This window comes from Pseudomonas sp. AC136, from assembly GCF_979258585.1.
The window spans coordinates 2530915-2556269 of the sequence record NZ_OZ409865.1 but is presented as its reverse complement, the minus strand read 5'-3'; the positions used below and the strand labels follow the sequence as shown (position 1 = coordinate 2556269).

18 protein-coding genes are annotated in these 25355 nt (G+C 61.8%); 11 read left to right on the top strand and 7 right to left on the bottom strand.

The window, feature by feature from the left end; translation table 11 throughout:
- Window positions 1-35 precede the first annotated feature (35 nt).
- Window positions 36-1838 (bottom strand): acyl-CoA dehydrogenase, encoded by a 1803-nt coding sequence (locus ACZZZU_RS11585; RefSeq protein WP_463550662.1) that lies wholly within the window; start codon window positions 1836-1838, stop codon window positions 36-38.
- A 176-nt stretch (window positions 1839-2014) separates the two neighbouring features.
- Between ACZZZU_RS11585 and ACZZZU_RS11580 the strand changes: the two genes are divergently transcribed.
- A complete protein-coding gene (locus ACZZZU_RS11580) occupies window positions 2015-2851 on the top strand; it encodes a 23S rRNA (adenine(2030)-N(6))-methyltransferase RlmJ (RefSeq protein ID WP_122493286.1) in 837 nt (278 codons plus the stop codon).
- A gap of 131 nt (window positions 2852-2982) precedes the next feature.
- Here the strand turns inward: ACZZZU_RS11580 and ACZZZU_RS11575 are convergent, their stop codons facing one another.
- From ACZZZU_RS11575 to ACZZZU_RS11560, 4 genes are all read right to left on the bottom strand, one after another.
- Window positions 2983-4251, bottom strand: a complete 1269-nt coding sequence (locus ACZZZU_RS11575) for an HD-GYP domain-containing protein (RefSeq protein ID WP_463550661.1) — start codon at window positions 4249-4251, stop codon at window positions 2983-2985.
- An 84-nt stretch (window positions 4252-4335) separates the two neighbouring features.
- Entirely contained in the window at window positions 4336-5355 is a 1020-nt protein-coding gene (locus ACZZZU_RS11570; RefSeq protein WP_463550660.1) for a TRAP transporter substrate-binding protein, read from the bottom strand.
- A 173-nt stretch (window positions 5356-5528) separates the two neighbouring features.
- Window positions 5529-6173, bottom strand: a complete 645-nt coding sequence (gene msrA, locus ACZZZU_RS11565) for a peptide-methionine (S)-S-oxide reductase MsrA (RefSeq protein ID WP_463383931.1) — start codon at window positions 6171-6173, stop codon at window positions 5529-5531.
- Between the two features lie 87 nt (window positions 6174-6260).
- A complete protein-coding gene (locus tag ACZZZU_RS11560; protein ID WP_463550659.1) occupies window positions 6261-8957 on the bottom strand; it encodes a putative bifunctional diguanylate cyclase/phosphodiesterase in 2697 nt (898 codons plus the stop codon).
- A gap of 164 nt (window positions 8958-9121) precedes the next feature.
- Here ACZZZU_RS11560 and ACZZZU_RS11555 point away from each other — a divergent pair, with 164 nt between their 5' ends.
- Complete coding sequence (locus ACZZZU_RS11555) at window positions 9122-9556, top strand: hypothetical protein (RefSeq protein WP_463383929.1); 435 nt, start codon at window positions 9122-9124, stop codon at window positions 9554-9556.
- Window positions 9557-9781: 225 nt separating this feature from the next.
- Here the strand turns inward: ACZZZU_RS11555 and aceF are convergent, their stop codons facing one another.
- Both aceF and aceE read right to left on the bottom strand, forming a co-directional pair.
- Window positions 9782-11434, bottom strand: a complete 1653-nt coding sequence (gene aceF, locus ACZZZU_RS11550) for a dihydrolipoyllysine-residue acetyltransferase (protein WP_463550658.1) — start codon at window positions 11432-11434, stop codon at window positions 9782-9784.
- Between the two features lie 12 nt (window positions 11435-11446).
- A complete protein-coding gene (gene aceE / locus ACZZZU_RS11545) occupies window positions 11447-14092 on the bottom strand; it encodes a pyruvate dehydrogenase (acetyl-transferring), homodimeric type (RefSeq protein WP_122493392.1) in 2646 nt (881 codons plus the stop codon).
- A 262-nt stretch (window positions 14093-14354) separates the two neighbouring features.
- Here aceE and glnE point away from each other — a divergent pair, with 262 nt between their 5' ends.
- From glnE to ACZZZU_RS11500, 9 genes are all read left to right on the top strand, one after another.
- Window positions 14355-17288, top strand: coding sequence for a bifunctional [glutamate--ammonia ligase]-adenylyl-L-tyrosine phosphorylase/[glutamate--ammonia-ligase] adenylyltransferase (gene glnE / locus ACZZZU_RS11540; RefSeq protein WP_463550657.1), 2934 nt, complete (start codon window positions 14355-14357; stop codon window positions 17286-17288).
- Window positions 17289-17385: 97 nt separating this feature from the next.
- Window positions 17386-18309, top strand: a complete 924-nt coding sequence (locus ACZZZU_RS11535) for a branched-chain amino acid transaminase (RefSeq protein WP_122450663.1) — start codon at window positions 17386-17388, stop codon at window positions 18307-18309.
- Between the two features lie 70 nt (window positions 18310-18379).
- Entirely contained in the window at window positions 18380-19414 is a 1035-nt protein-coding gene (gene waaF, locus ACZZZU_RS11530; RefSeq protein WP_463550656.1) for a lipopolysaccharide heptosyltransferase II, read from the top strand.
- Complete coding sequence (waaC, locus tag ACZZZU_RS11525; protein WP_463550655.1) at window positions 19414-20415, top strand: lipopolysaccharide heptosyltransferase I; 1002 nt, start codon at window positions 19414-19416, stop codon at window positions 20413-20415. The genes waaF and waaC overlap by 1 nt, the downstream gene beginning before the upstream one ends.
- Window positions 20415-21536 carry a glycosyltransferase family 4 protein gene (locus ACZZZU_RS11520; protein WP_463550654.1) on the top strand — a complete coding sequence of 374 codons (1122 nt, stop codon included), beginning with the start codon at window positions 20415-20417 and terminating at the stop codon, window positions 21534-21536. The genes waaC and ACZZZU_RS11520 overlap by 1 nt, the downstream gene beginning before the upstream one ends.
- Window positions 21533-22354 (top strand): lipopolysaccharide core heptose(I) kinase RfaP, encoded by an 822-nt coding sequence (rfaP, locus tag ACZZZU_RS11515; protein ID WP_463550653.1) that lies wholly within the window; start codon window positions 21533-21535, stop codon window positions 22352-22354. Before ACZZZU_RS11520 ends, rfaP begins: the two co-directional genes overlap by 4 nt.
- Window positions 22354-23088: a lipopolysaccharide kinase InaA family protein gene (locus tag ACZZZU_RS11510; RefSeq protein ID WP_463550652.1), complete on the top strand. Its 735-nt coding sequence runs from the start codon at window positions 22354-22356 to the stop codon at window positions 23086-23088. The genes rfaP and ACZZZU_RS11510 overlap by 1 nt, the downstream gene beginning before the upstream one ends.
- Window positions 23085-23831, top strand: a complete 747-nt coding sequence (locus ACZZZU_RS11505) for a lipopolysaccharide kinase InaA family protein (protein ID WP_463550651.1) — start codon at window positions 23085-23087, stop codon at window positions 23829-23831. The genes ACZZZU_RS11510 and ACZZZU_RS11505 overlap by 4 nt, the downstream gene beginning before the upstream one ends.
- Window positions 23828-25249, top strand: a complete 1422-nt coding sequence (locus ACZZZU_RS11500) for a lipopolysaccharide kinase InaA family protein (protein ID WP_463550650.1) — start codon at window positions 23828-23830, stop codon at window positions 25247-25249. The genes ACZZZU_RS11505 and ACZZZU_RS11500 overlap by 4 nt, the downstream gene beginning before the upstream one ends.
- Window positions 25250-25355: the final 106 nt, after the last annotated feature.

Here is a 25355-nt window from a genome sequence, read left to right as displayed (position 1 = left end):
CAAGCTGGCTCCTACAAAATCAGAACGAGGCGTCCTTAAAACCAAGCATCCTGCATCGCCAGGCACGTATCGTCCTTAGCCTCCAGAATCGCCAGGTCGTGATGCATGCTCGGCACTTCCCAGGTGAGGAAGTAGCGCGCGGCCTGCAGTTTGCCGGTGTAGAAGTCGTGGTCCTGGGCGTTGCCTTTGGCCAGGCCTTCTTCGGCGCGGATGGCTTGTTCCAGCCAGCGCCAGCCAATCACCAGGTGGCCGAACACTTTCAAGTACAGCGCCGAGTTGGCCAGGCTTTCGTTGACCTTGCCCTGCATCAGGTCGCCCAGCAGCGCCAGGGTGACCGTCGACAGGCGCGACAACAGATGCTCCAGCGGCTCACGCAGGGCGTTGAGCGATGGATGCGCTTCGGCGCGCTGGCAGCAGGTTTGAATCAGTTTCACCAGTTGCTTGAGCGCCGCGCCGCCATTCATCGAAACCTTGCGGCCCAACAGGTCGAGGGACTGGATGCCGTAGGTGCCTTCGTGAATCGGGTTCAGGCGGTTGTCGCGGTAGTACTGCTCCACCGGGTATTCGCGGGTGTAGCCGTGGCCGCCGAGAATCTGGATCGCCAGTTCGTTGGCCTTCAGGCAGTAGTCCGACGGCCAGGATTTAACAATTGGCGTCAGCAGGTCGAGCAGTTCCAGCGCGGTTTTGCGCTCTTCTTCAGTGCTCAGGGTTTGCGTGTCGTCGAACAGGCGTGCGGCGTACAAGGCCAGGTCGAACGAGCCTTCCACGTAAGCCTTTTGGGTTAGCAACATGCGGCGCACGTCGGCGTGTTCGATGATCGCCACCTGCGCGGTGGTTGGGTCTTTGCCGTCGGGCAGGCGACCTTGTGGGCGCTGGCGGGCATAGTCGAGCGAGTACAGGTAGCCGGCGTAACCGAGCATCACCGCGCCCATGCCGACGCCGATACGCGCCTCGTTCATCATCTGGAACATGTACGACAGGCCCGCGTGCGGCTTGCCGACCAAGTAGCCCACGCACTCGCCGTTATCGCCGAAGTTCAGCGCGGTGGAGGTGGTGCCGCGCCAGCCCATCTTGTGAAACAGGCCAGCCAGAATCACGTCGTTGCGCTTGCCCAGCGAGCCGTCGTCGTTGACCAGGAACTTGGGCACGATAAACAGCGAGATGCCTTTTACACCGGGCGGTGCGTCCGGCAGCTTGGCCAGCACCATGTGCACGATGTTTTCCGACAGCGGGTGGTCGCCGCCGGAGATAAAGATTTTGTTGCCCTTGATCCGGTAGCTGCCGTCACCGGCCGGCTCGGCACGGGTGCGCAGGTCCGATAGGGAAGAACCGGCGTGCGGTTCGGTGAGGGCCATGGTGCCGAAGAAGCGGCCGTCGATCATCGGCTGCAGGAAGCGCTGCTTTTGCTCTTCGGTGCCGAAGCTTTCGATCAGGTTGGCCGCGCCCATGGTCAGGAACGGGTACGAGGTGGTCGCTGCGTTGGCCGACTGGAAGTGGCAGAAGCAGGCTTGCGACAGCAGCGTCGGCAATTGCATGCCGCCGGCTTCGAAGTCGCGCGAGGCATTGAGAAAGCCCGCTTCGAGGAAGGCGTCGACCGCAGGCTTCACTTCCGGAATCAGCACCGCTGCGCCGTCTACGAACTGTGGCTCGTGCTCGTCGTTCTTGCGGCAGTGCGGCGCGAACAGGTTTTCGGCGATGCTGCGGGCGGTGTCGATGGCAGCATCGAAGGTTTCGCGGCTGTGCTCGGCGAAACGCTCGCGTTGGGTCAGGGCTTCGGCATCCAGCACTTCGTAGAGTTCGAAGGCCAGGTTACGGGAGCTGAGCAGAGTCTCGGACATGCGGCGTACCTGTTGTGATGGGACGGTTTTATTCAACGTTGCCGGAGTCTATTGCGCGCGGCGGGCAGCGCCTAGCTTCATACAGGGGAGTGATAAAGCAGCAAAACCCAGTCGCCATCCGCACAGGGCGGGCTGGTAAACTTCGCCGCCTCAGCGCGCCCCGAGGATCTTCTCGCATGAACTACCGCCACGCCTTCCACGCCGGCAACCACGCCGATGTGCTCAAGCACCTGATCATCAGCCGCATCATTGCGCTGCTGGCGCGCAAGGAAGCACCGTTCGTGTGCCTCGACAGCCACGCAGGCTTGGGCCTGTACGACCTCAAGGGCGATGAAGCGAGCCGCACCGGTGAGTGGCTCGAAGGCATTGCCCGGCTGTGGAACGCCGACGACTTGCCGGCCAGCACCGACGATTATTTCGACGTGCTCAAGGCCATGAACCCGGACGGCGAGCTGCGCTACTACCCCGGTTCGCCCGAACTGGCGCGCCAGCTCACCCGCGACCAGGACCGCGTACTGCTCAACGAAAAACACCCGCAAGATGGCCAATTGCTCAAAGAAAACATGCGCGGCGACCGGCGCGTGGCTGTGCATCTGGGCGAAGGCTGGCACGTGCCGCGCGCCTTGCTGCCGGTGGCCGAGAAGCGCGCGCTGCTGTTGATCGATCCACCGTTTGAGCAAAGCGACGAACTGGACCGCTGTGTCACCGCGCTGAACGAAAGCATAGGCCGCATGCGCCAGACCATCGTTGCCATCTGGTACCCGATCAAGGATGAACGCCAGCTCAAGCGCTTCTACCAAAGCCTGGGCAAATCCACCGCGCCGAAACTGCTGCGCGCCGAACTGTTCGTGCACAGCCCGGACGACGCCACGCGCCTGAGCGGCTCGGGGCTGGTGATCGCCAACGCACCGTGGGGGCTGGAGGAGGAGCTGAAAGAACTGCTGCCGTGGCTGGCCAAGACGTTGGCGCAAAGTGAGGGGAATTGGCGGTTGGATTGGTTGATTGCGGAATAAGCGAACGCTGCGAGCGTCCGGTTGTTCGTAGGCGCGAGCTTGCTCGCGAACCCTGCAAACGGACATTTGCGTTAGGGCGCAAATTGCTTCGCGAGCAAGCTCGCTCCTACGGGGGAATGTGGACTCTTCCGCTATTTCCCCCGCTTCGGATCCACGTAGTAACTCACCTGCTGCCGTGGATTCAAATATTCGCGCGCCGCTTCATCCAGCTCCGACACCCTCACGCTTTTGGCAATCGCCAGCTGCGGCTCTTGCTCCAGGTTGAGGATCAATGCCTCGGTTTTCGGCACGTTCGGCTCGTAGACGATCACCGTCGGTTTCAGCGGCAAGGTCGGGTGCATGCCGAGTACCAGGCCGAAGCGGCCGTCCTCGAGTTGCACCAGACTCCCCGGCGGGTAAACGCCCATGCAGCGGATAAAGGCTTTCAGCGCCACCTGGTCGAAGCGTTCTTTGTATTGCTTGAACATCCGCGCCAGCGCTTCGTGGGGGCTGATGGCGTCGCGCGGGTTCTGCGGGTTGCAGAGGTTGTCGAAAAAGTTGGTGATGCTCACCACCCGGCTCAGGCGGCCAATGGCGGCTTCATGCAATTGGTTGGGGTAACCGCTGCCGTCGCAGTACTCGTGGTGCTCAGCGATGATGCGCAGCACGTCGTCGTCGAGCATCAGCTTCTGCCCACGGCGCCGGCCGAATTCGGTGTGCATTTGCAGAAACTGCTGCTCGGGGCGGTTCAGCGGTTCGGTTTTGAGCAGCACTTTGCTTGGCACGTCCATCTTGCCCATGTCGTGCAGCAGCGCGCCGAGCCCCAGGGAATGACAGGCCTCGCTGTCGTAGCCCAACTGGCGGCCGAGCATCATCGACAGCACCGTCACGTTCAGCGCATGGGAGTAGGCATCTTCAGCGGCCTTGCCGTTGATGCTGTGCAGCACCACGCCGTCCTCGGCCATCATGGTGCCAACCAATTCGCGCACCACTTCGCCGGCTTGTTTGAGCACATCTTCGGGGGCGCGGTGCAGGGTTTTGGTCAGTTCTTTGACCAGTTGGCTGGTGTGGATGAACTTGCGGTCCACCTCGGCCAGGCGCTTGCGCAGTTTGCTTAGCTTTACGGCGCGGGCCTGGGCGGCCAGCTCTTCGGCGCTGGGCGGCTGCGGCGCGGCGGGCGGCGCTTCAACGATGGGTGGCGGCAGTTCGTCCGGGTGCGGCAGCGGCTCGCAGTCGCTGCGCGCCGGGTCGTAACGCACACGCGGCAGGCCCAGCTGAAGCAACGCGTCGAGCTGGGCCTGGTCTTTGATTTTGAAACTGCTGAAGGCGAAGTCGTGCTCCCACCAACCCAGGTCCAGTTGGACGAAGAGGCCGACGCACAGCTGTTCGGGCGCGATGTACTGTTTGCGGGAATCGGACATGCAAAGACTTAGGCTTGGGTCAATAAAGCCTAAGTCTAGCCGGCCTTTGCCGGCGAAGCAGCCTGCCTAATGGCTAACAGCCAGCTATTGCTTGTTGGCGCTCTTGCGGTTGACCTGTTCGGCGGCGTGGATAATGTCGGCACCAATCACGCTTTCGTACTGCTTCCACACCGGCTGCATGGCCGAACGCCAGGTGCTGCGCTCTTGCTCGGTGAGGCTGATGAGGTGGGTTTTGCCCTGGCTCAACTGCTGGCGCGCGGCGACGTTCTGCTGCTCGGCGGCGTTGTTCACGGCAAAGGTCACTTCTTCGATGATGCCTTCCAGCTCAGTGCGCGTGGCATGCGGAATGGCGTACCAGAACTTGGTATTGGCCACCAACATGTAGTCGAGCACGCCGTGGTTGGTTTCGGTCATGTACGGCTGAAACGGCGCATATTTCTGGCTGTACAGGTTCGACCAGGTGTTTTCGGTACCTTGCACTTTGCCGTCTTGCATGGCTTGCAGTGTGGCGGCGAACGGCAGTTTTACCGGCGTAGCGCCAAGGGCGTTGAACTGGCTCTCGATCACGGGCGAGGGCTGAATGCGGAAGGCCAGGCCTTTGGCGTCGGCCGGATTGTTCAGCGCTTTGGTGGCCGACAGCTGCTTCATGCCGTTGTGCCAATAGGCCAGGCCGGTGATGTTGTGTTCCTGCATGGCGCTTAGCAACTGACGGCCTTTGGCGCGTTGCTGGAAGCGGTCGACGGCGGCGAGGTCATCGAACAGGAACGGCAGGTCAAAAATCTGCAACTGCTTGTTGTACTCGCTGAACTTGGCCAGCGAAGGCGCGAGAATCTGCACCTTGTTATCGCGCAAGGCTTGCAGCTCATCGGCGTCGCCAAACAGGCTGGAGTTGGGGTAAATCTCGACGGTGACTTTGCCGGCCAGGCGTTCTTCGGCGAGCTTTTTGAACAGCAGCGCGCCTTGGCCCTTGGGCGTGTCTTCAGCGACTACGTGGGAAAACTTGATGACGATTGGCGCGTCGTCGGCCAGCACGGCACTGGCGAAGCTCAATAACGCGGCGAAACCTACAACCAGGCGGCAGCGCCCGAGGGTTAACGTGTTCATGCGGACTCTCTCTTTTTTATAGGCGCTTGCGATGCGGCTGCGCGCGCAGCAACGGCGGAAACGGCTGGCAGAGAGTCATCCTACAAGTTGCGTATTACAGGCGCACTTAGACGTTCGCAAGGGCGTGAACCGGTCGTTGGTTGCAGGCACCAACGACCGATAGCCGGCCTGTTTTACAGCAAGCACACCCCTGTGCCGCCCAACCCGCAATAACCATTCGGATTCTTCGCCAGGTACTGCTGGTGATAAGCCTCGGCGTAGTAGAACGCCGGCGCCTCGATGATTTCCGTGGTAATGGCACCAAAGCCGGCAGCTTCCAATTGCTTCTGGAAAGCGGCCTGGGTTGTCAGCGCGGCATCCAGTTGCGCTGGGCTGGTGGCGTAGATGGCCGAGCGATACTGGCTGCCCACATCGTTGCCCTGACGCATGCCTTGCGTTGGGTTGTGCGCTTCCCAGAACACTTTCAACAGCGCGTCGTAACTGGTCACCTTCGGATCAAACACCACCAACACCACTTCGGTGTGGCCGGTCAGGCCCGAGCAGGTTTCGTCGTACGTCGGGTTTGGCGTGTGGCCACCGGCATAACCTGCCGCCGTGGAGTAAACGCCCGGTTGCTGCCAGAAGCGCCGCTCGGCGCCCCAGAAACAGCCGAGGCCGAAAATCGCGGTTTCCATACCAGCAGGGAAGGGACCTTGCAGCGGGTTGCCGTTGACGAAGTGCTTCTCCGGCACGGGCATCGGGCTTTCACGGCCGGGCAGGGCTTGCTCGGCGGTCGGCAGGTCGAGCTTGTGGGCGAGAATTTGCGAACGCAGCACCATGGCAGGCTCCTGATGGGGTGGTTGATTGAAACGTAGCAGTTGCAGCGTGGGTTTAGAGTCCGCTCGGGGCGAGACGTTACAGCCGATTCAGTTTTGCGGGCGACACGGGTAACGGCGCAGGCTGTCGAGCAGGTCGCGGCCGGGAATCGGGCGGTCGAACAAGTAACCCTGGCCGATATCGCATTTGTGTCGGCGCAAGAAGCTCAACTGGGCGGCCGTTTCGATGCCTTCAGCGACGACTTTGAGCTTGAGGTTGTGGGCCATGGCGATCACCGCGGAGGTGATTTCCATGTCGTCCTGATTTTCCGGGATGTCTTTGATAAAGCTGCGATCGATCTTGATCACGTCGATGGGGAATTTCTTCAGGTAGCTGAGCGACGAATAGCCGGTGCCGAAGTCGTCCATGGCCAGGGTCAGGCCCAGGCTTTTCAGGCGATTGAGCTGCTGGCGCGTGTCGTCGGTGGCTTCCAGCAGCAGGCTTTCGGTCAGTTCCAGTTCCAACAGGTGCGGCGCCAGCAGTTCTTCCTGAAGGATGTCGGCTATCGAGCCCACCAGATCGGGGTCGGAGAACTGCTTGGGCGACAGGTTGATCGCCACCTGAATGTCGCCCAGGCCCAGTGCGGAAAGCTGCTTGCTCATGCGGCAGGCCTGGCGCGCCACCCATTTGCCGATGGGAATGATCAGGCCGGTGTCTTCGGCCACGCTGATGAACTGGTCCGGGTTGATCATGCCTTTTTCCGGATGGTTCCAGCGCAGCAGCGCCTCCATGCCGGTGAGCTGGCCGGTGCGCAGGTCGAGCTTGGGCTGGTAGAACACCTCGAGTTCGTTCTGGGTTAGGGCGCGACGCAGGTTGTTTTCGACGAACAGCTTGTAGTTGGCTTCGGCATTCAGCACTTCGGTGAACACCTGCACCTGGTGTTTGCCGTTGGCCTTGGCTTTGTGCAGCGCCAGGCCCGCGTGCTTCATCAGGGTGTGGGAATCTTGCCCATGCAGCGGCGCGCAGGCCAGGCCGACCGAGCCGGTGACGCTGATCAGCTGGTTGTCGACGAACAGCGGTTTATCCAGGGTTTGCAGCACTTGCCCGGCGATGCGCTGGCCTTCGGCGACGTCGCAGTTGTCCAGCAACACGGCAAATTCGTTACTGGCGAAACGCGCGAGGCTGCTGTTGGCGTTGAGGCTGTTGCGCAGGCGGCGGGCCAGGCTCATGAGCAGCTTGTCGCCGGTCTGGTGGCCGAGGCTGTCGTTGATGCGCTTGAAGTTGTCGATGTCGACCAGCAGCAAGCTGGTGGGCTGATCGCTGTTGCGCGAAAAGCGCTCTTCCATGCTGCGGATAAAGGCCGGACGGTTGCCGAGGCGGGTGAGGTTGTCGGTGTAGGCCAGGCGCTCGATGCGCTGCTGGGCGAGTTTGCTCTGGGTGATGTCTTCGTAAATGCCGATGTAATGGGTCAGATCACCGTCGCCGCCGTACACCTTGGAAATCGACAGATGCCCCCAGTAGGGTTCCAGGCTTTTGCGCCGGCTGCGGAATTCGCCGTTCCAGCTGTTCTGCTGGGCCAGGTTGGAATGGGCATCGAACAGCAGATCGCTGAGATTGCCCAGCGCCGGCAGGTCGGACAAGCGCCGGCCTTGCACTTCTTCCGGGCTGAACTGGGTAATGGCGGTGAAGCTCGGGTTGACGTACTCGACGATGCCTTCGCGGTCGATCAGCAAAAAGGCGCTGGCGCTTTGCTCGACGGCGCGGCGGAACAGCTGCAGTTCACTGCTGGCGCTGCGTCGCTGCTGGTTGACCAGGGCATGGGCGAACTGGTCGGCGAGCTCGCCGGCAAAAGCAATTTCATCAGCCTGCCACACACGCTCGGTGCCCACGTGTTCCAGGCACAGCACCGCCACCACTTCGCCGGCCACGCGCACGCTGGCATCGAGCATGGCGCTGACGCCACGGGGCAGCAGGTGGGTTTCAGCCAGCTCACGGGTGCGTGGGTCGCGCATGGCGCTGTGGGCGTCGATGGCGCGGCCGCTGTGCAAGGCGGCGAGGTAGTGCGGATATTTGCTGGCGTTGATCGCGGTGGGCAGTTCGTGTTGGCCGATGTCGGTGCTGTACATCGTGATCGGTTCGAGCTGCTCTTGGCGCAGGTACCACAGGCTGGCGCGGGCGACACTGAAGGTCTCGCAGGCGGCCTTGGTAATCAGCTGCGCGGCCTCAAACACCTGGTTGTCCGAGCTGTAACGGTGGCGCGCCAGGCGCACGATCATGCTCTGCTGGGCGCGGCTGCGAACCAAGTGCTGAAGGTGTTCTTCCTGAGAGCGTTGATACAGTTCGAGGGAGGCTTGCAGGCGATTGTTCTGGATTTGCAGCTCTGACTGCTGCGGCTGGCGGTCGGGGAACAGCGGCTCGTCGGCCGGCAATATATAGCCGCGCAACAGTTGGCGACCGTGCTGCTTGAAGGCTTCACCCAATTCAACCAGATGCAGCATGCCGATGGGGGTGTGCAGCTTGTAGTGCACTTTGTAATGCGGGCTGTCTTTGAGTTGCAGTTGGATGGTGTCGTGCAACTGGTAGCGTTCTTCCGGCTCCATAAGGCTGGCGTAGGGTGAACCCACCAGGCCACAAAGCTCACCGGCAGCGAGGCCCAATTGGCTTTCGCACGCGGCGTCTAAAAACAGAAGAGTCCAGCTCGCCTCATTAAGCCGCTCGAAACGCAACATGCCAAGCCGTGAAGGCACTGGCAACTGCGTCACAACCTCGACCGCCGGACGGCTGGCGGCATCGGTATGGCTTTTCATCGGGAGACTCGCTTCCAGTATGCTGAACGAGTGGCTCAGGGCCACTTCATCGGTAAGGGTGCATCATGCGAACAAGACTGACAAGGCGGCTGGGAATATTGCCTGCAATCGCTGTGGTATTGCTCGCCGCGTCTAGCGCGCAGGCGGCAGAGCCGGAGGCAGAATTGAGTGGTGCCGAACAGGCACGCTACCTCAATGAATTAAAGAAGCTCTACCTCACCAGCGACGAGCGCCAAGCGTTGTTGGCGCAGAGCAACGAACTGCTCGACACCTACGCCGTGCGCGCAGCATTTCAGGTCGGCCAGGCCGAGCGTCGCGACCAGGTGTACCAGCTCAGCGTGGGGGCGCCTGGGGAATTGCTGATCCAGCAGAAAACCCGTGAAGCCGAAGGGGTAAACGTGGCCGTGCGCAATCAGCGGCTGGAGGTGTTTGGTGTCGATCCGTACATCAAATACGAGTGCCTGCCGAGCGAGCAGGTCTGCACCTTGAAAAACCCCCAGGACGGCAGCCCGTGGCTGACCATTCGCCGGGATCATCAAGGCGCGGCGCAGTTGGCCAAGGCGTTGTCGTTTCTGCTGCGTAATATGCAGAAAGGCTGATCTTCACGCCTTTACACCGTCGTCCCCGCGAAGGCGGGGACCCAGAATCTTGCGTTGATACGCAATGTTTATCCCATCCAAAATTCTGGATTCCCGCCTGCGCGGGAATGACGGTGGGCTTCAATAGGTTTCTGTCTCCCCCAAAAAACACGCAAAAAAAACCCCGCCAAACGGCGGGGCTGAGGTACGAGCGTGGCATGCCCGAAAGTGTGAAACGTTTTAGCCTTACAGCAGCATGGTGCGGATGTCGCCCAGCACGTCGCTCAGACGTTTGGTGAAGCGAGCGGCAGCCGCGCCGTTGATCACGCGGTGGTCGTAAGACAAGGACAGCGGCAGCATCAGTTTCGGCTGGAACGCTTTACCGTCCCACACTGGCTGCATGGTGGCCTTGGAGACCCCGAGAATCGCCACTTCCGGCGCGTTGACGATCGGCGTGAAGCCGGTGCCGCCAATGTGGCCGAGGCTGGAAATGGTGAAGCAGGCGCCTTGCATGGCGTCGGCCGAGAGCTTCTTGGTGCGCGCTTTTTCCGCCAGTTCAGCGGCTTCGGCAGCCAGTTGCAGCAAGCTCTTTTTGTCGACGTCCTTGATCACCGGCACCAGCAAGCCATCCGGTGTGTCGACGGCGAAGCCGATGTTGACGTACTTCTTGCGGATGATCGCTTTGCCAGACGGCGCCAGCGAACTGTTGAAGTCCGGCAGCTCTTTGAGCAGGTAGGCGCAGGCTTTGAGCAGCAGCGGCAGCACGGTGAGTTTGACGCCCGCTTTCTCGGCCACGGCTTTCTGCGCAATGCGGAAAGCTTCCAACTCGGTGATGTCGGCGGAGTCGAACTGGGTCACGTGCGGCACGTTGAGCCAGCTGCGGTGCAGGTTGGTGGCGCCAACTTGCATCAGACGCGTCATCGGTACTTCTTCAATTTCACCAAAGCGGCTGAAATCGACTTCCGGAATCGGCGGAATGCCCGCGCCACCGGTAGCGCCGGCAGCCGGTGCTTCCTTGGCCTTCTGCATCATGGCTTTGACGTAAACCTGCACGTCTTCTTTCAGCACACGACCGTGCGGACCGCTGGCGGTTACCGCGCTCAGCTCAACGCCGAACTCACGGGCCAGTTGGCGCACAGCCGGGCCGGCGTGGGTTTTGGCGCCGTCTTTGGCCGGTGCCGCCGGGGCAGCCGGAGCCGCCTCGGCTTTGGCAGGTGCAGCAGCAGGAGCGGGCGCGGCTTCGGCTTTGGCGGCCGGAGCAGCGGCCGGCGCTGCTGCTGGAGCAGGCGCGGCAGCCGGTGCAGCACCTGCCACTTTCAGTTTGAGGATCGGGTCGCCGGTGCCGACTTCGTCGTCCAGCTTCACGCTCAGGCTTTCCACCACGCCGGCAGCCGGCGATGGGATTTCCATGCTGGCCTTGTCGGATTCCAGCACCAACAAGGACTGGTCGGCTTCAACCGTGTCACCGACCTTTACCAGCAGCTCGATGATTTTGGCTTTGCCCGAGGAGCCGATGTCCGGAACGTTGATGTCCTGAACCGAACTGCTGGCCGCCGCTGCCGGAGCAGCTGGTGCAGGAGCAGGTTCGGCGGCTTTGGCAGGCTCGGCAGCCGGAGCGGCTTCGGCCTTGGCCGCTGGTTCGGCAGCGGCTGGCGCTGCTTCGGCGCCTTCCACTTCCAGTTCCAGCAACTCATCGCCTTCTTTCAGGCGATCGCCGAGTTTGACCTTGAGGCTTTTCACCACGCCGGCTTTAGGCGCAGGAATTTCCATGCTGGCTTTGTCCGACTCAAGGGTCAGCAGGCTTTGATCGGCTTCAATGCGATCACCCACCTTCACCATCAATTCGATGACTTCGCCCTCGCCACTGCCAATGTCGGGCACGCGGATTAATTCACTCATCGTTGTGCTCCCTTAGCAGTCCAGTGGGTTGAGTTTTTCGGGGTTGATGCCGAACTTGACGATGGCTTCTGCCACCACCTTCGGTTCGATATCGCCGCGATCTGCCAGGGCTTCGAGAGCGGCCAGCACCACGAAGTGACGGTCGACTTCGAAGAAGTGACGCAGCTTCTTGCGGCTGTCGCTACGGCCGAAACCGTCGGTGCCCAACACTTTGTATTCCTTGACCGGCACCCACTGACGAATCTGTTCAGCGAACAGCTTCATATAGTCGGTGGAAGCAATGACCGGACCTTTACGCCCGCCCAGGCATTCTTCGACGTAGGTTTTCTTCGGCTTCTGGCCAGGCTTCAGGCGGTTGCTGCGCTCAACGGCGAGGCCGTCGCGACGCAGTTCGTTGAAGCTGGTGACGCTCCAGACATCAGCGCCGATGTTGAACTCGTCGCGCAGAATCTTCGCTGCTTCACGCACTTCACGCAGGATGGTGCCCGAACCGAGCAACTGCACGTGATGCGCCGCGTCGCGCTTGTCTTCTTCGAGCAGGTACATGCCCTTGACGATGCCTTCTTCCACGCCAGCCGGAATGGCGGGCTGGGCGTAGGACTCGTTCATCACGGTGATGTAGTAGAAAACGTCCTGTTGCTCTTCGGTCATCTTCTTCATGCCGTCCTGAATGATCACCGCCAGCTCGTAGCCGTAGGTGGGGTCATAGGTGCGGCAGTTCGGAATGGTGCCGGCCAGCATGTGGCTGTGACCGTCTTCGTGCTGCAGGCCTTCACCGTTCAGCGTGGTACGGCCAGCGGTGCCGCCGATCAGGAAGCCACGGGTGCGGCTGTCGCCAGCGGCCCAGGCCAGGTCGCCAATACGCTGGAAGCCGAACATCGAGTAGAAGATGTAGAACGGCAGCATCGGCTGGTTGTGGCTGGAGTACGAAGTACCGGCGGCGATAAACGACGACATGGCGCCGGCTTCGTTGATGCCTTCCTCGAGAATCTGGCCCTTCTTGTCTTCGCGGTAGAACATCACCTGGTCTTTATCCACCGGCTCGTAGAGCTGGCCGACCGAGGAGTAGATACCGAGCTGACGGAACATGCCTTCCATGCCGAAGGTACGGGCTTCGTCCGGAATGATCGGCACGATGCGTTGACCGATTTCCTTGTCTTTCACCAGCTGCGACAGGATGCGCACGAAGGCCATGGTGGTGGAAATTTCGCGGTCGCCACTGCCGTCCAGAATGGCCTTGAGGCTTTCCAGTGGCGGGGTCGGAATGCTGAAGCTCTTGGCACGACGCTGTGGCACGAAACCGCCCAGTGCGGTACGACGCTCGCTGAGGTAGCGGGCTTCGGCGCTGCCGGGTTCCGGTTTGAAGAACGGCAGGTTTTCCAGCTCTTCGTCTTTCACCGGAATGTCGAAGCGGTCGCGGAATTTCTTCAGGCTGTCGACATCGACTTTCTTGGTGTTGTGCGCGGTGTTCTTGGCTTCGCCAGCACCGGTGCCGTAACCCTTGATGGTCTTGGCCAGAATGACGGTTGGCTGCTCTTTATGGTTAACCGCCTGGTGATAGGCCGCGTACACCTTGTACGGGTCGTGACCGCCACGGTTGAGCTTCCAGATTTCGTCGTCGGAAAGATCAGCAACCATCGCCTTGAGCTCAGGCGAGTTGAAGAAATGTTCACGTACGAACGCGCCGTCTTTGGCTTTGTAGTTCTGGTACTCGCCGTCGATGACTTCGTCCATACGGCGTTGCAGGATGCCGTCGGTGTCTTTGGCCAGCAGAGGGTCCCAGAAACGGCCCCAGACCACTTTGTTCACGTTCCACTGGGCGCCGCGGAACACGCCTTCGAGTTCCTGAATGATCTTGCCGTTACCGCGTACCGGGCCGTCGAGGCGCTGCAGGTTGCAGTTGATGACAAAGATCAGGTTGTCGAGTTTTTCGCGGCCAGCCAGGGAAATGGCGCCGAGCGATTCCGGCTCGTCGCACTCGCCGTCGCCCATGAAACACCAGACTTTCTGCTTGCCAGCCGGGATGAAGCCACGGCTTTCCAGGTACTTCATAAAGCGTGCCTGGTAGATCGCCTGAATCGGGCCAAGGCCCATGGATACGGTCGGGAACTGCCAGAAATCGGGCATCAGCCACGGGTGCGGGTACGACGACAGGCCGTTACCGTCTACTTCCTGGCGGAAGTTGTTCATCTGGTCTTCGCTGATGCGGCCTTCCATGAAGGCGCGGGCGTAAACGCCTGGCGAGGCGTGGCCCTGGAAGTAGATTAGGTCGCCGCCGTGTTCGTCGGTCGGGGCCTGGAAGAAGTAGTTGAAGCCGATGTCGTACAGCGTGGCGCTGGAGGCGAAGCTGGAGATATGGCCGCCCAGGTCCGAATCGCGCAGGTTGGTGCGCATCACCATCGCCAGGGCGTTCCAACGTACCAACGAGCGAATGCGGCGTTCCATGAACAGGTCGCCAGGCATGCGTGCTTCGTGGGTCACGGGGATGGTGTTGCGGTATGGCGTGGTGATGGCGTAGGGCAGTTGCGCACCGCTGCGGGTGGCCAGTTCGCCCATACGGGTCATCAGGTAATGAGCACGGTCTTCACCTTCACGGTCGAGGACGGATTCAAGCGCGTCCAGCCATTCCTGGGTTTCGACGGGATCGAGGTCTTGCATGGCTTGCTCCATGGCGGAAAGGCTTCCAGAATCGAAAACCTTGTGTTCGTTGCCGGCCTTTTGGGCGGGCACGTGAATTCTTGGATTTACCGGAGGTAGGACCGGCCGCGTGTAGTTTTACTACAAATCGACGGAGGTTTCAGCCCTTGGGACACATTCTTTAGTAGTAAAACTACATTGTGTACACATTACAACGCAAAAATCGCGACAATCCGGGGCTCTCAGCGGTTTGTATGTGATAGCAGATCAAACAGGATAGATCATGAACCTGCCGCCGCTCGTCGCCTTGCCGCCCTCCCTTATTTCTTTCGTCCAACGCGCTGACCAATCGTTCCGCAACGCCCTCGGCGAAGCAGCGGGGCAGTTCGATGCCTGGCCGGCAGAGCGCGTGGAGGCGTTCAAACGCGTCGTGGGCGCCAGCGATTTCGTCAGCGAGCAAGCCACCCGCGACCCGCACATGCTGCTGGCCCTGGCCGAAAGCGGTGAGCTGGAGCGGCCGCTGCAACCGGGCGAGTTGCGCGCGCAAATGGCCGAGGCCGTAAATGCCAGCAGCGACGAAGCGCAACTGGGGCACGTGCTGCGCCGCCTGCGTAATCGTCAGCAAGTGCGGATCATCTGGCGCGACGTCAACCGCCTGGCCGACCTGGCGCAAACCTGCCGTGACCTGTCCGACCTGGCCGACGCCAGCATCGACCTCACCTATCAATGGTTGTACCCGCGGCACTGCGAACAATTCGGCACGCCTATGGGCGGGCGCAGCGGCGAGCCGCAGCACATGGTGGTGCTGGGCATGGGCAAGTTGGGCGCGGTGGAGTTGAACCTGTCTTCCGACATCGACCTCATTTTTGCCTACCCCGAAGGCGGCGAAACCGAAGGCGTGAAGCGCTCGCTGGATAACCAGGAATTCTTTATCAAACTCGGCCAGCGGCTGATCAAAGCGCTGGATGCCATCACCGTCGATGGCTTTGTCTTCCGCGTCGACATGCGCCTGCGCCCCTACGGTTCAGCCGGCTCGCTGGTTTTCAGCTTTAACGCGCTGGAGCAGTACTACCAAGACCAGGGCCGCGACTGGGAACGCTACGCCATGATCAAGGCCCGCGTGGTGGGCGGCGACCAAGCCGCAGGCGCGCAGTTGCTCGACCTGCTGCGCCCCTTCGTTTACCGCCGTTACCTCGACTTTTCCGCCATCGAAGCGCTGCGCGCGATGAAGCTGCTGATTCAGCAGGAAGTGCGGCGCAAGGGCATGGCCGACAACATCAAACTCGGCTCCGGCGGCATTCGCGAGGTGGAGTTCATTGCCCAGGCGTTCCAGCTGATCCACGGCGGCCGCGACCTCAGCCTGCAACAGCGGCCGCTATTAAAGATGCTGAAAACCCTGGAAGGGCAGGGCTACTTGCCACCTGCCGTGGTCGCCGAAATGCGCGACGGCTACGAGTTTCTGCGTTACACCGAGCACGCCATCCAGGCCATCGCCGACCGCCAGACGCAAATGCTGCCGGACAACGACGATGACCGCACCCGCGTTGCCTTCATCATGGGCTTTGACACCTGGGCCGCGTTCCACGAGCGCCTGATGTATTGGCGCGAGCGCATCGCCTGGCACTTCGGGCAGGTGATTGCCGACCCGGATGAAGACGAAAACGGCGAGGCTGACCTGTGCGTTGGCAGCGAGTGGCTGCCCCTGTGGGAAGACGGGCTGGACGAGGAAAGCGCCTGCCGGCAACTGGCTGACGCCGGCTTCAGTGACGCGGCCGCTGCGCTGCACCGCCTGGCTGGTCTGCGCAATGGCAATCAGGTGCGCGCCATGCAGCGTCTGGGGCGTGAGCGCCTGGATGCCTTTATTCCGCGTCTGCTGGCGCAGGCGGTGGAGCACGAAAATCCCGACCTGGTGCTCGAACGCGTATTGCCGTTGATTGAAGCGGTGGCGCGGCGCTCGGCCTATCTGGTGCTGCTCACCGAAAACCCCGGCGCGTTGCAGCAACTCTTGACCCTGTGCGCGGCGAGCCCGTGGATTGCCGAACAGATCAGTCGCTTCCCGCTGCTGCTGGACGAATTGCTGAATGAAGGCCGCCTGTTCAAGCCGCCGTTGGCGCCGGAGCTGGCCGCCGAATTGCGCGAGCGCCTGACGCGCATTCCGGAAGACGATCTTGAGCAGCAAATGGAAGCCCTGCGCCATTTCAAACTGGCGCACCGGCTTCGCGTGGCCGCGTCGGAAATCTCCGGGGCGCTGCCCTTAATGAAGGTAAGCGATTACCTGACGTGGCTCGCCGAAGCCATTCTGGAGCAAGTGCTGGCGCTGGCCTGGCGTCACACGGTGGCCAAGCACGGTACCCCGCAGCGCGCAGACGGTGGCCTGTGTGATCCGGATTTCATCATCGTCGGCTACGGCAAGGTCGGCGGTATCGAGCTCGGGCACGGCTCGGACCTCGATCTGGTGTTTATTCACGACGGCGACCCGCAGGCCGAAACCGACGGCGCCAAGCCCATCGATGGCGCGCAGTTCTTCAACCGCCTGGGGCAGCGCATCATTCACCTGCTCACCGCGCAAACCAACTCCGGCCAGTTATATGAAGTGGACATGCGCTTGCGCCCCTCCGGTGCGGCGGGCTTGCTAGTCAGTTCCCTGGGCGCGTTCGAGCGTTATCAACAGAACGAAGCCTGGACCTGGGAACACCAGGCGCTGGTGCGCGCGCGCGTATTGGTCGGCAGCGAACGGGTGGGTAAAGCGTTCGAAGTGGTGCGTGCGCATGTGCTCGGTCGTAGCCGTGATCTGGACAAGCTGCGCGCTGAAGTCAGCGAGATGCGCGCCAAGATGCGCGACAACCTGGGCAGCAAGCAAACCGCTGGCGGCACGGCGGCAAACACCTTCGAGGCCGCTGCGCCGTTCGATCTCAAGCAGGATGCCGGTGGTATCGTCGATATTGAATTTATGGTGCAATACGCGGCCTTGGCTTGGTCCGGCGCGTATCCGCCGCTGTTGCAGTACACCGACAACATTCGCATTCTGGAAGGCCTTGAACGCCTGGGCTTGATGCCCGCAGCCGATGTCACGCTGCTGCAGGAAATCTATAAAGCCTACCGCTCCGCCTCGCACCGCCTGGCATTGCAAAAGCAGCCAGGCACCGTCAGCGGCGAGCAATTCCAGCATGAACGCCAGGATGTGATGCGCGTCTGGCGTGAACTGGGGCTCAGTTGAAACGCCCCGCAGCGGCACAACCGAATCAAGCAAACCGAACCCTTAATTCTCGTATTTCAAGCAACCCTACTGAAGCAAATTTCTGAGGAGCTGAACGATGTCGATGGCCGATCGTGATGGTGTGATTTGGTATGACGGCGAGCTGGTGCAATGGCGCGACGCAACCACCCACGTGCTGACCCATACCCTGCATTACGGCATGGGTGTTTTCGAAGGCGTTCGCGCTTACAACACCCCGCAGGGCACCTCGATTTTCCGCCTGCAAGCGCACACCGACCGCCTGTTCGATTCGGCTCACATCATGAACATGAAGATGCCGTTCACCAAAGAGCAGATCAACGAAGCCACCCGTGCGGCCGTGCGTGAAAACAACCTGGAATCCGCTTACATCCGCCCGATGGTGTTCTACGGGTCTGAAGCCATGGGCATCCGCGCCGACACCCTGAAAGTGCACGTGATCGTCGCCGCCTGGCATTGGGGCGCGTACATGGGCGACGAAGCCCTGCAAAAAGGCATCAAGGTGCGCACCAGCTCCTTCACTCGCCACCACGTCAACATTTCCATGACCCGCGCCAAGGCCAACGGCAACTACATCAACTCGATGCTGGCTTTGCAGGAAGCGGTGTCGGCCGGCGCCGACGAAGCCATGTTGCTGGACCCGGAAGGCTACGTAGCCGAAGGCTCGGGCGAGAACATCTTCCTGATCAAAGACGGCGTGCTCTACACCCCTGAAGTGACGTCGTGCTTGAACGGCATTACCCGCAGCACCGTGCTGACCCTTGCCGGCGAGCTGAATATTCCGGTGGTGGAAAAACGCATCACCCGCGACGAGGTGTACATCGCTGACGAAGCGTTCTTCACCGGCACCGCCGCTGAAGTAACGCCGATTCGCGAAGTCGACGGCCGCAGCATCGGTATCGGCAGCCGTGGTCCGGTCACCGAAAAACTGCAGAAAGCCTACTTCGACCTGGTAACTGGCCAGACCAGCGCCCACGCCGAATGGCGCACCGCCGTTAAATAACGCCGCGACAACCGCTATCAAGCAGTGACAGGGAGGCTTAACCGCCTCCCTGCTCATTTGCGGAGTTTGAATGAACATACTGATCGTAGGGCCGAGCTGGGTAGGCGACATGGTGATGGCGCAGACCCTGTTCCAGTGCCTGAAGCAACGCCACCCCGACTGCCACATCGACGTGCTGGCGCCCGACTGGAGCCGCCCGATTCTTGAGCGCATGCCCGAAGTGCGCAGCGCGTTGAGCTTTCCCCTTGGCCATGGGGCGCTGGAGCTGGGCGTTCGTCGGCGCATCGGCAAGTCCCTGGCGGGCCAGTACGATCAAGCCATTGTGCTGCCCAATTCGCTGAAATCGGCGCTGGTGCCGTTTTTCGCAGGCATCCCCAAACGCACCGGCTGGAAAGGCGAGCTGCGTTACGGCGTGCTCAACGATGTGCGCAAACTCGACAAAGAACGCTACCCGCTGATGATCGAGCGCTTTATGGCGCTGGCCTACGAGCGCGGCGCCGAGCTGCCCAAGCCGTACCCGCAACCGAACCTGCGCATCGAGCCGCAAAGTCGCGACGCCGCGTTGGCCAAGTTCGGCCTGAGCCTGGACCGTCCTGTGCTGGCGCTGTGCCCGGGCGCCGAGTTTGGCGAGTCGAAAAAATGGCCGGCTGAGCACTACGCGAAAGTAGCCGAGCTGAAAATTCGTGCCGGCTGGCAGGTGTGGCTGTTCGGTTCGAAAAACGATCACGCCGTTGGCGAGGCTATCCGCGCCCGGCTGATTCCCGGCCTGCGCGAAGAAGCCCGCAACCTGGCCGGCGAAACCTCGCTGGCCGAAGCCATCGACTTGCTGTCCTGCGCCTCGGCCGTGGCCTCCAACGACTCTGGCTTAATGCACGTGGCGGCTGCGCTGAACCGTCCGCTGGTGGCGATTTACGGCTCTACCTCGCCGGGCTTTACGCCGCCGCTGGCCGACCAGGTGGAAATCGTGCGCCTGGGCATCGAATGCAGCCCATGCTTCGACCGCACCTGCCGCTTCGGCCACTACAACTGCCTGCGCGAACTGAAACCACGGCCGGTGATGGAAGCGCTGGGGCGGATTGCGCCAGACCCGGTCGAGGTCGATTGATGCGGGTTCTGCTGATTAAAACCTCGTCGCTCGGCGATGTGATACATAGCCTGCCGGCGCTCACTGATGCGGCGCGCGCCATTCCCGGTATTCAGTTCGACTGGGTGGTGGAAGAAGGCTTCGCGGAAATTCCTGCTTGGCACCCCGCCGTGGCGCAGGTGATTCCGGTGGCGATCCGCCGCTGGCGGAAAAACCTTTGGCAAACCTTCAAGAATGGCGACTGGAAACGCTTCAAACAGCGCCTCGGCGAAACCCGTTACGACCTGGTAATTGACGCCCAGGGCCTGCTGAAAAGCGCCTGGCTGACGCGCTACGTCAACGGCCCCATCGCCGGTTACGACCGCGACTCGGCGCGCGAGCCGATTGCCTGCCGCTTCTACGACCGCACCTATGCCGTGCCGCGTGAGCAGCATGCGCTGGAGCGCATTCGCCAGTTGTTCTCCCAGGCGCTGGACTATCCGCTGCCGGCAGCCATTGGCGACTACGGCCTCAACCGCGCCTTGCTGGCCGACCCCGGCGCGCCGCCGTATTTGCTGTTTCTGCACGGCACCACGTGGGCCAGCAAGCACTGGCCGGAAGCGTACTGGCGCAGTTTGGCCGAGCAAATGAGCGAGCTGGGTTACGCCATTCGCCTGCCGTGGGGCAACGAAGCCGAGCAGCAACGCGCCGAGCGGATCGCCGCGGGGTTGGAAAACGCCGTGGTACTGCCCAAATTAAACCTGGCGGGCGTGGCGAAAGTGATCGCCGGGGCGCAAGCCTGCGTGGCGGTGGACACCGGCCTCGGCCATCTGGCCGCCGCGTTGGATGTGCCGACCATTTCGCTGTACGGCCCGACCTTGCCGGGCCGTGTCGGCGCCTATGGCCGTTCGCAGATTCACCTGTGCGCCACCGGCTCGAATGCCGGTCTGGGTGATCGCGAAAAACCCTGTTTCGATGACCTGCTGCCCGAGCGTGTGGCCACCGAGTTACAAGCCCTGCTCTTGGCGCCGGAGACTGTGTAATGCAACTGGCTTTTGTGCTCTACAAATACTTCCCCTTCGGCGGCCTGCAGCGTGACTTCATGCGTATCGCCCTGGAGTGCCAGCAGCGTGGCCACAGCATTCGCGTCTACACCTTGATCTGGGAAGGCGACATTCCACCCGGCTTCGAAGTGCTGGTGGCGCCGGTGAAAGCCTGGTTCAACCACCGTCGCAACGAAAAGCTGCTGGCCTGGGTGCAGGCCGACCTGGCCAAGCGCCCGGTCGACCGCGTGGTCGGCTTCAACAAAATGCCGGGCCTGGACGTGTACTACGCCGCCGACGGCTGCTTTGAAGACAAAGCGCAAAACCTGCGCAACGCCCTGTACCGTAAATGGGGCCGCTACAAGCACTTCTCCGACTACGAGCGCGCCGTGTTCGCCCCCAGCGCAAAAACCGACGTGCTGATGATTTCCGAGGTGCAGCAGCCGCTGTTCGTCAAACACTACGGCACGCCCGCCGAGCGCTTTCATTTGCTGCCGCCGGGCATTGCCGCCGACCGTCGCGCGCCGGCCAATGCCGCCGACATTCGCGCTGAGTTCCGCCGTGAATTCAACCTGGGCGACAACGACTTGCTGCTGGTGCAAATCGGCTCCGGCTTTAAAACCAAAGGCCTGGACCGCAGCCTCAAGGCCGTGGCCGCGTTGCCCAAAGAACTGCGCAAACGCACGCGGCTGATCGTGATCGGTCAGGACGATCCCAAGCCGTTCCTGCTGCAAGTGGCGGCGCTGGGCATTGGCGAGCAGGTGCAGATTCTCAAAGGTCGCAGCGACATCCCGCGCTTCCTGCTCGGCGCTGACCTGCTGATTCACCCCGCCTACAACGAAAACACCGGCACCGTGTTGCTCGAAGCGTTGGTGGCGGGATTGCCGGTACTGGTTACCGATGTGTGCGGCTATGCCCACTACATCGAAGAAGCCGATTGCGGGCGCGTTATCCCCAGCCCGTTCGACCAGGAACGGCTGAACAGCACCTTGCGCGCCATGCTCGAAGACGACGCGCAACGTGCAGCCTGGGCGGCCAACGGCCTGGCCTTCGCCGACAGCGCCGACCTCTACAGCCTGCCGCAACGCGCAGCCGATGTGATTCTGGAGGCGCGCCCATGAAGCTGATGCTGACTGAACCGTTCAAACACTTGTGGGCTGGGCGCGACGCCTTCACCGAAGTCGAGCGCCTGGACGGCCAGGTGTACCGCGAGCTGGAAGGCCGCCGTACGTTGCGCACCGAAGTCGATGGTCGCGGCTATTTCGTGAAAATTCACCGTGGCATTGGCTGGGGCGAAATTTTCAAAAACCTGTTCACCGCCAAGCTGCCAGTGCTCGGCGCCGGACAGGAACTGAAAGCCATCGAACGCCTGACCGAAGCGGGCGTGCCGACCATGACCGCCGTGGCCTACGGCGAGCGCGGCGCCAACCCGGCGGCGCAGCACTCGTTTATTGTCACCGAAGAGTTGGCGCCGACCGTCAGCCTTGAAGATTTCAGCATCGACTGGATCAAGCAGCCGCCCGCGCCTCGGCTCAAGTGGGCGCTGATTGACGAAGTGGCGCGCATGACCGGCACCATGCACCGCGCCGGCGTCAACCACCGCGACTGCTACATCTGCCACTTCCTGCTGCACACCGATAAGCCGGTGACAGCCGATGATTTCAGACTCTCGGTCATCGACCTGCACCGCGCCCAAAGTCGCGAGAAAATCAGCCGCCGCTGGCGCGATAAAGACCTCGCCGCCCTGTACTTCTCGGCGCTGGATATCGGCCTGACGCAACGGGACAAACTGCGTTTCCTGCGCACCTACTTCAAAGCCGCCAACGGCACCGGTTCGCTGCGCCAGATTCTGCGCGAGCAGGCGAGCCTGCTGAGCTGGCTGGAACGCAAAGCGGCGAAACTCTACGACCGCAAACAGCGCTACGGGGACGCGCTCTGATGGCGTCGTGGCACCTGGACCCGAACTACCAACACTTGGTCGCCGACTTCGGTGGACTCGACGAAGTGTTCGCCCTGACCGGCCAGCGCATGACGCGCGACCCGATTTCCGAAGTGATCCGCGTCGAGCGCGACGGCGTCGGGTATTACGTGAAGCGTTACCGCAGCGCCGGCAAGGGCCTGCGTCCATACCTGGCGCGCCTGCGGGTGCGCAGCGAGTGGCAAAACCTGCAACGCTTCGCCGACTGGGGCTTGCCCACCGCCGAAGTGGTGGCGCGTGGTTTCGAGCGGCGCAATGGCGCGTTTGTGCGCGGCGCCATGATCACCCGCGAGTTGCCCAATACCGACGACCTCGGGCGCATGGCCAAAAAGGGTGATGCACGGCTGCAAGACCCGGCCTGGGTCGATGGCGTCAGCCGGCAATTGGCCCACGGCACGCGCGTGATGCACGACCATCACTTCACCCACAACGATTTGAAATGGCGCAACTTGCTGGTCGACGACCAGCGCACGCTGTTTTTTATCGACTGCCCCAACGGCGCGTTCTGGCGTGGGTTTATCCTGCGCTACCGGATCATCAAAGACCTCGCCTGCCTCGACAAAGTGGCCAAGTACAAGCTGTCGAACACCCAGCGCCTGCGCTTCTACCTGCAATACAGTGGGCACGCCCGGCTTAACCAAGCGGACAAAAAACAGATCCGCAAGATCGTGAAATTTTTTGAGGGTCGGGAATGAAGGATTTTATCGCCGCTGAAGACCGGGCGATTCTAGCCGCCCACCAGCTCGACAGCTTCGACGCGCTGTGGGCGCTGGAGCTGGAGGCGGTGGACGAGCCGAACACCGAGCGGGGCGGTTACAGCTCGGTGTCGCGATTGGTGCTGGGCGATCACGCCTACTACCTCAAACGTCAGACGAACCACCTGACCCGCAGCCCGCTGCGCCCCTTCGGCGAACCGACCTTTGCCCGCGAGCTGCGCAATATCGAGCGCTACCAGAAGCTCGGCATTCCAGCCCTGCACGCGGCGTTTTTCGCCCAGCGCCGGGTAGACGGCAACGAGCAAGCGATTCTGCTGACCCGAGCGCTCGATGGCTGGAATGATCTCGAATACTGGCTACGCGACTGGAACAACCACAGCGAAGCCCAGCGCATGGCCATTTTGCGCGCGTGCGGCGAACTGGCCCGCCGCCTGCACAGCGCCCATCAGATGCACGGCTGCTTTTACCCCAAGCATATTTTCCTGCGTGAGTCGGCCGACGGCTTCGACGCGCAGTTGATTGATCTGGAAAAAACCCGTCGCCTGGTCTTCGGCAAACGCGACCGCATCAAAGACCTCGAGCCGTTGTTGCGCCGTGCCAGCAGTTGGAGTCAGGAAGAAATCTGGCACCTGCTGCTCGCCTACGTGGGCGACAAAGGCAGCGCGCAGACGTGGAGCAAACGCCTCGGCGCCCGCAGCGCCCACAAGGCAGCGCGCAAATGAGCCTGAGCCAACTGAACGGCGCCGGCCGCACCCCAGCGCTGCCCATCACCGTGCAGGTGGGCGGCGAACCGTTGCAATTGCACACCTTGCTGCGCGTGCTGCCGGGGCACCGTTATGTCGGTGTAGCCACCTGGCGCGGGCGCGAGGTGTTCGCCAAATTGTTGGTCGGCCCCAAGGCGGAACGGCGTTTTCATCGCGAGTCCAAAGGCGTGCATTTGCTCCTCGACCAGGGGCTGCTGACGCCTGCGCTATTGGCCGAACGCTTTGAGCCAGGCGAGGGCGGCTGGCTGCTGTTCGAATACCTGGATAACGCCCAGAGCATCGGCGATGCCTGGCGTCTGGTTGAGCACGAAGCGCCAGCCTCTGACGGCCAGCAAGCGGTGCTGGCCCAAGCGCTGGAGGCCATCGGCAAATTGCACAGCAAAGGCCTGTGGCAAGCCGACCTGCACCCCGACAACCTTTTGCAGCACAACGGTCAGCTGTACCTGATTGATGGCGGCGGCGTGCAAGCGCAAGTGCCGGGCCAGCCGTTGGGCCGGGACGAAGTGCTGCGCAACCTCGGCGTGTTCTTCGCCCAGTTGCCCGGCAACCTGGAACCGTTTCTGGAAGAACTGCTGATTCACTACCTGCTGGTCAACGGCGAGCACGCCTTGCCACTGGAGAAACTGCTCGGCGAAATCGCCAACGTGCGTCGCTGGCGCGTGCGCGACTACCTGAAAAAAGCCGCCCGTGATTGCAGCCTGTTCAGCGCCCACATCGGCGCGTTTGGCGCGCGGGTTGTGCGACGCCAGGCCGAGCCGCGCTTGCAAGCCTTGCTCAGTGCACCGGATGCCGCCATCGACAGCGGCCACCTGTACAAAACCGGCGGGGCCGCCACCGTGGCGCGGGTTGAGCTGAATGGCGAACCGTTGGTGGTTAAACGCTACAACGTCAAAAGCTTCGCCCATTGGCTGAAACGCTTCTGGCGCCCAAGCCGCGCGTGGCACAGCTGGCTGGAAGGCAATCGCTTGCTGGTGCTGGGCATCGCCACGCCGTTGCCGCTCGCCGTGATCGAACATCGCTGGTGCTGGTTGCGCAGCCGCGCGTATCTGGTGACAGCCTACTGCGGCGAAGAAGACCTGATCGCCCGCTTCGCGCCCTACCTGAACAGCTCGCCGCCCGAACAGGAACTGCTGCAACTCGACCGCTTGTTCGCCGCGCTGATCCGCGAGCGCATCAGCCATGGCGACTTCAAAGGTCACAACCTGTTCTGGCACCAGGAGCAGTGGACATTGATCGACCTCGACGCCATGCAACAACACCGTAACCAAAGCAGCTTCGCCAGCGCCTACGCCCGCGACCGCGCGCGGTTCTTGCGTAATTGGCCGGCGGGATCGGCGTTGTATCAGTTGCTGGATGAGCGTTTGCCGGTGCTCTAAAAGAAATAGATAACTGTGGGAGCGGCTTTAGCCGCGATGCTCTTGATCTCTTCGTTTCCAGGAATCGCGGCTAAAGCCGCTCCCACAGATCACACATCTCCCGTAT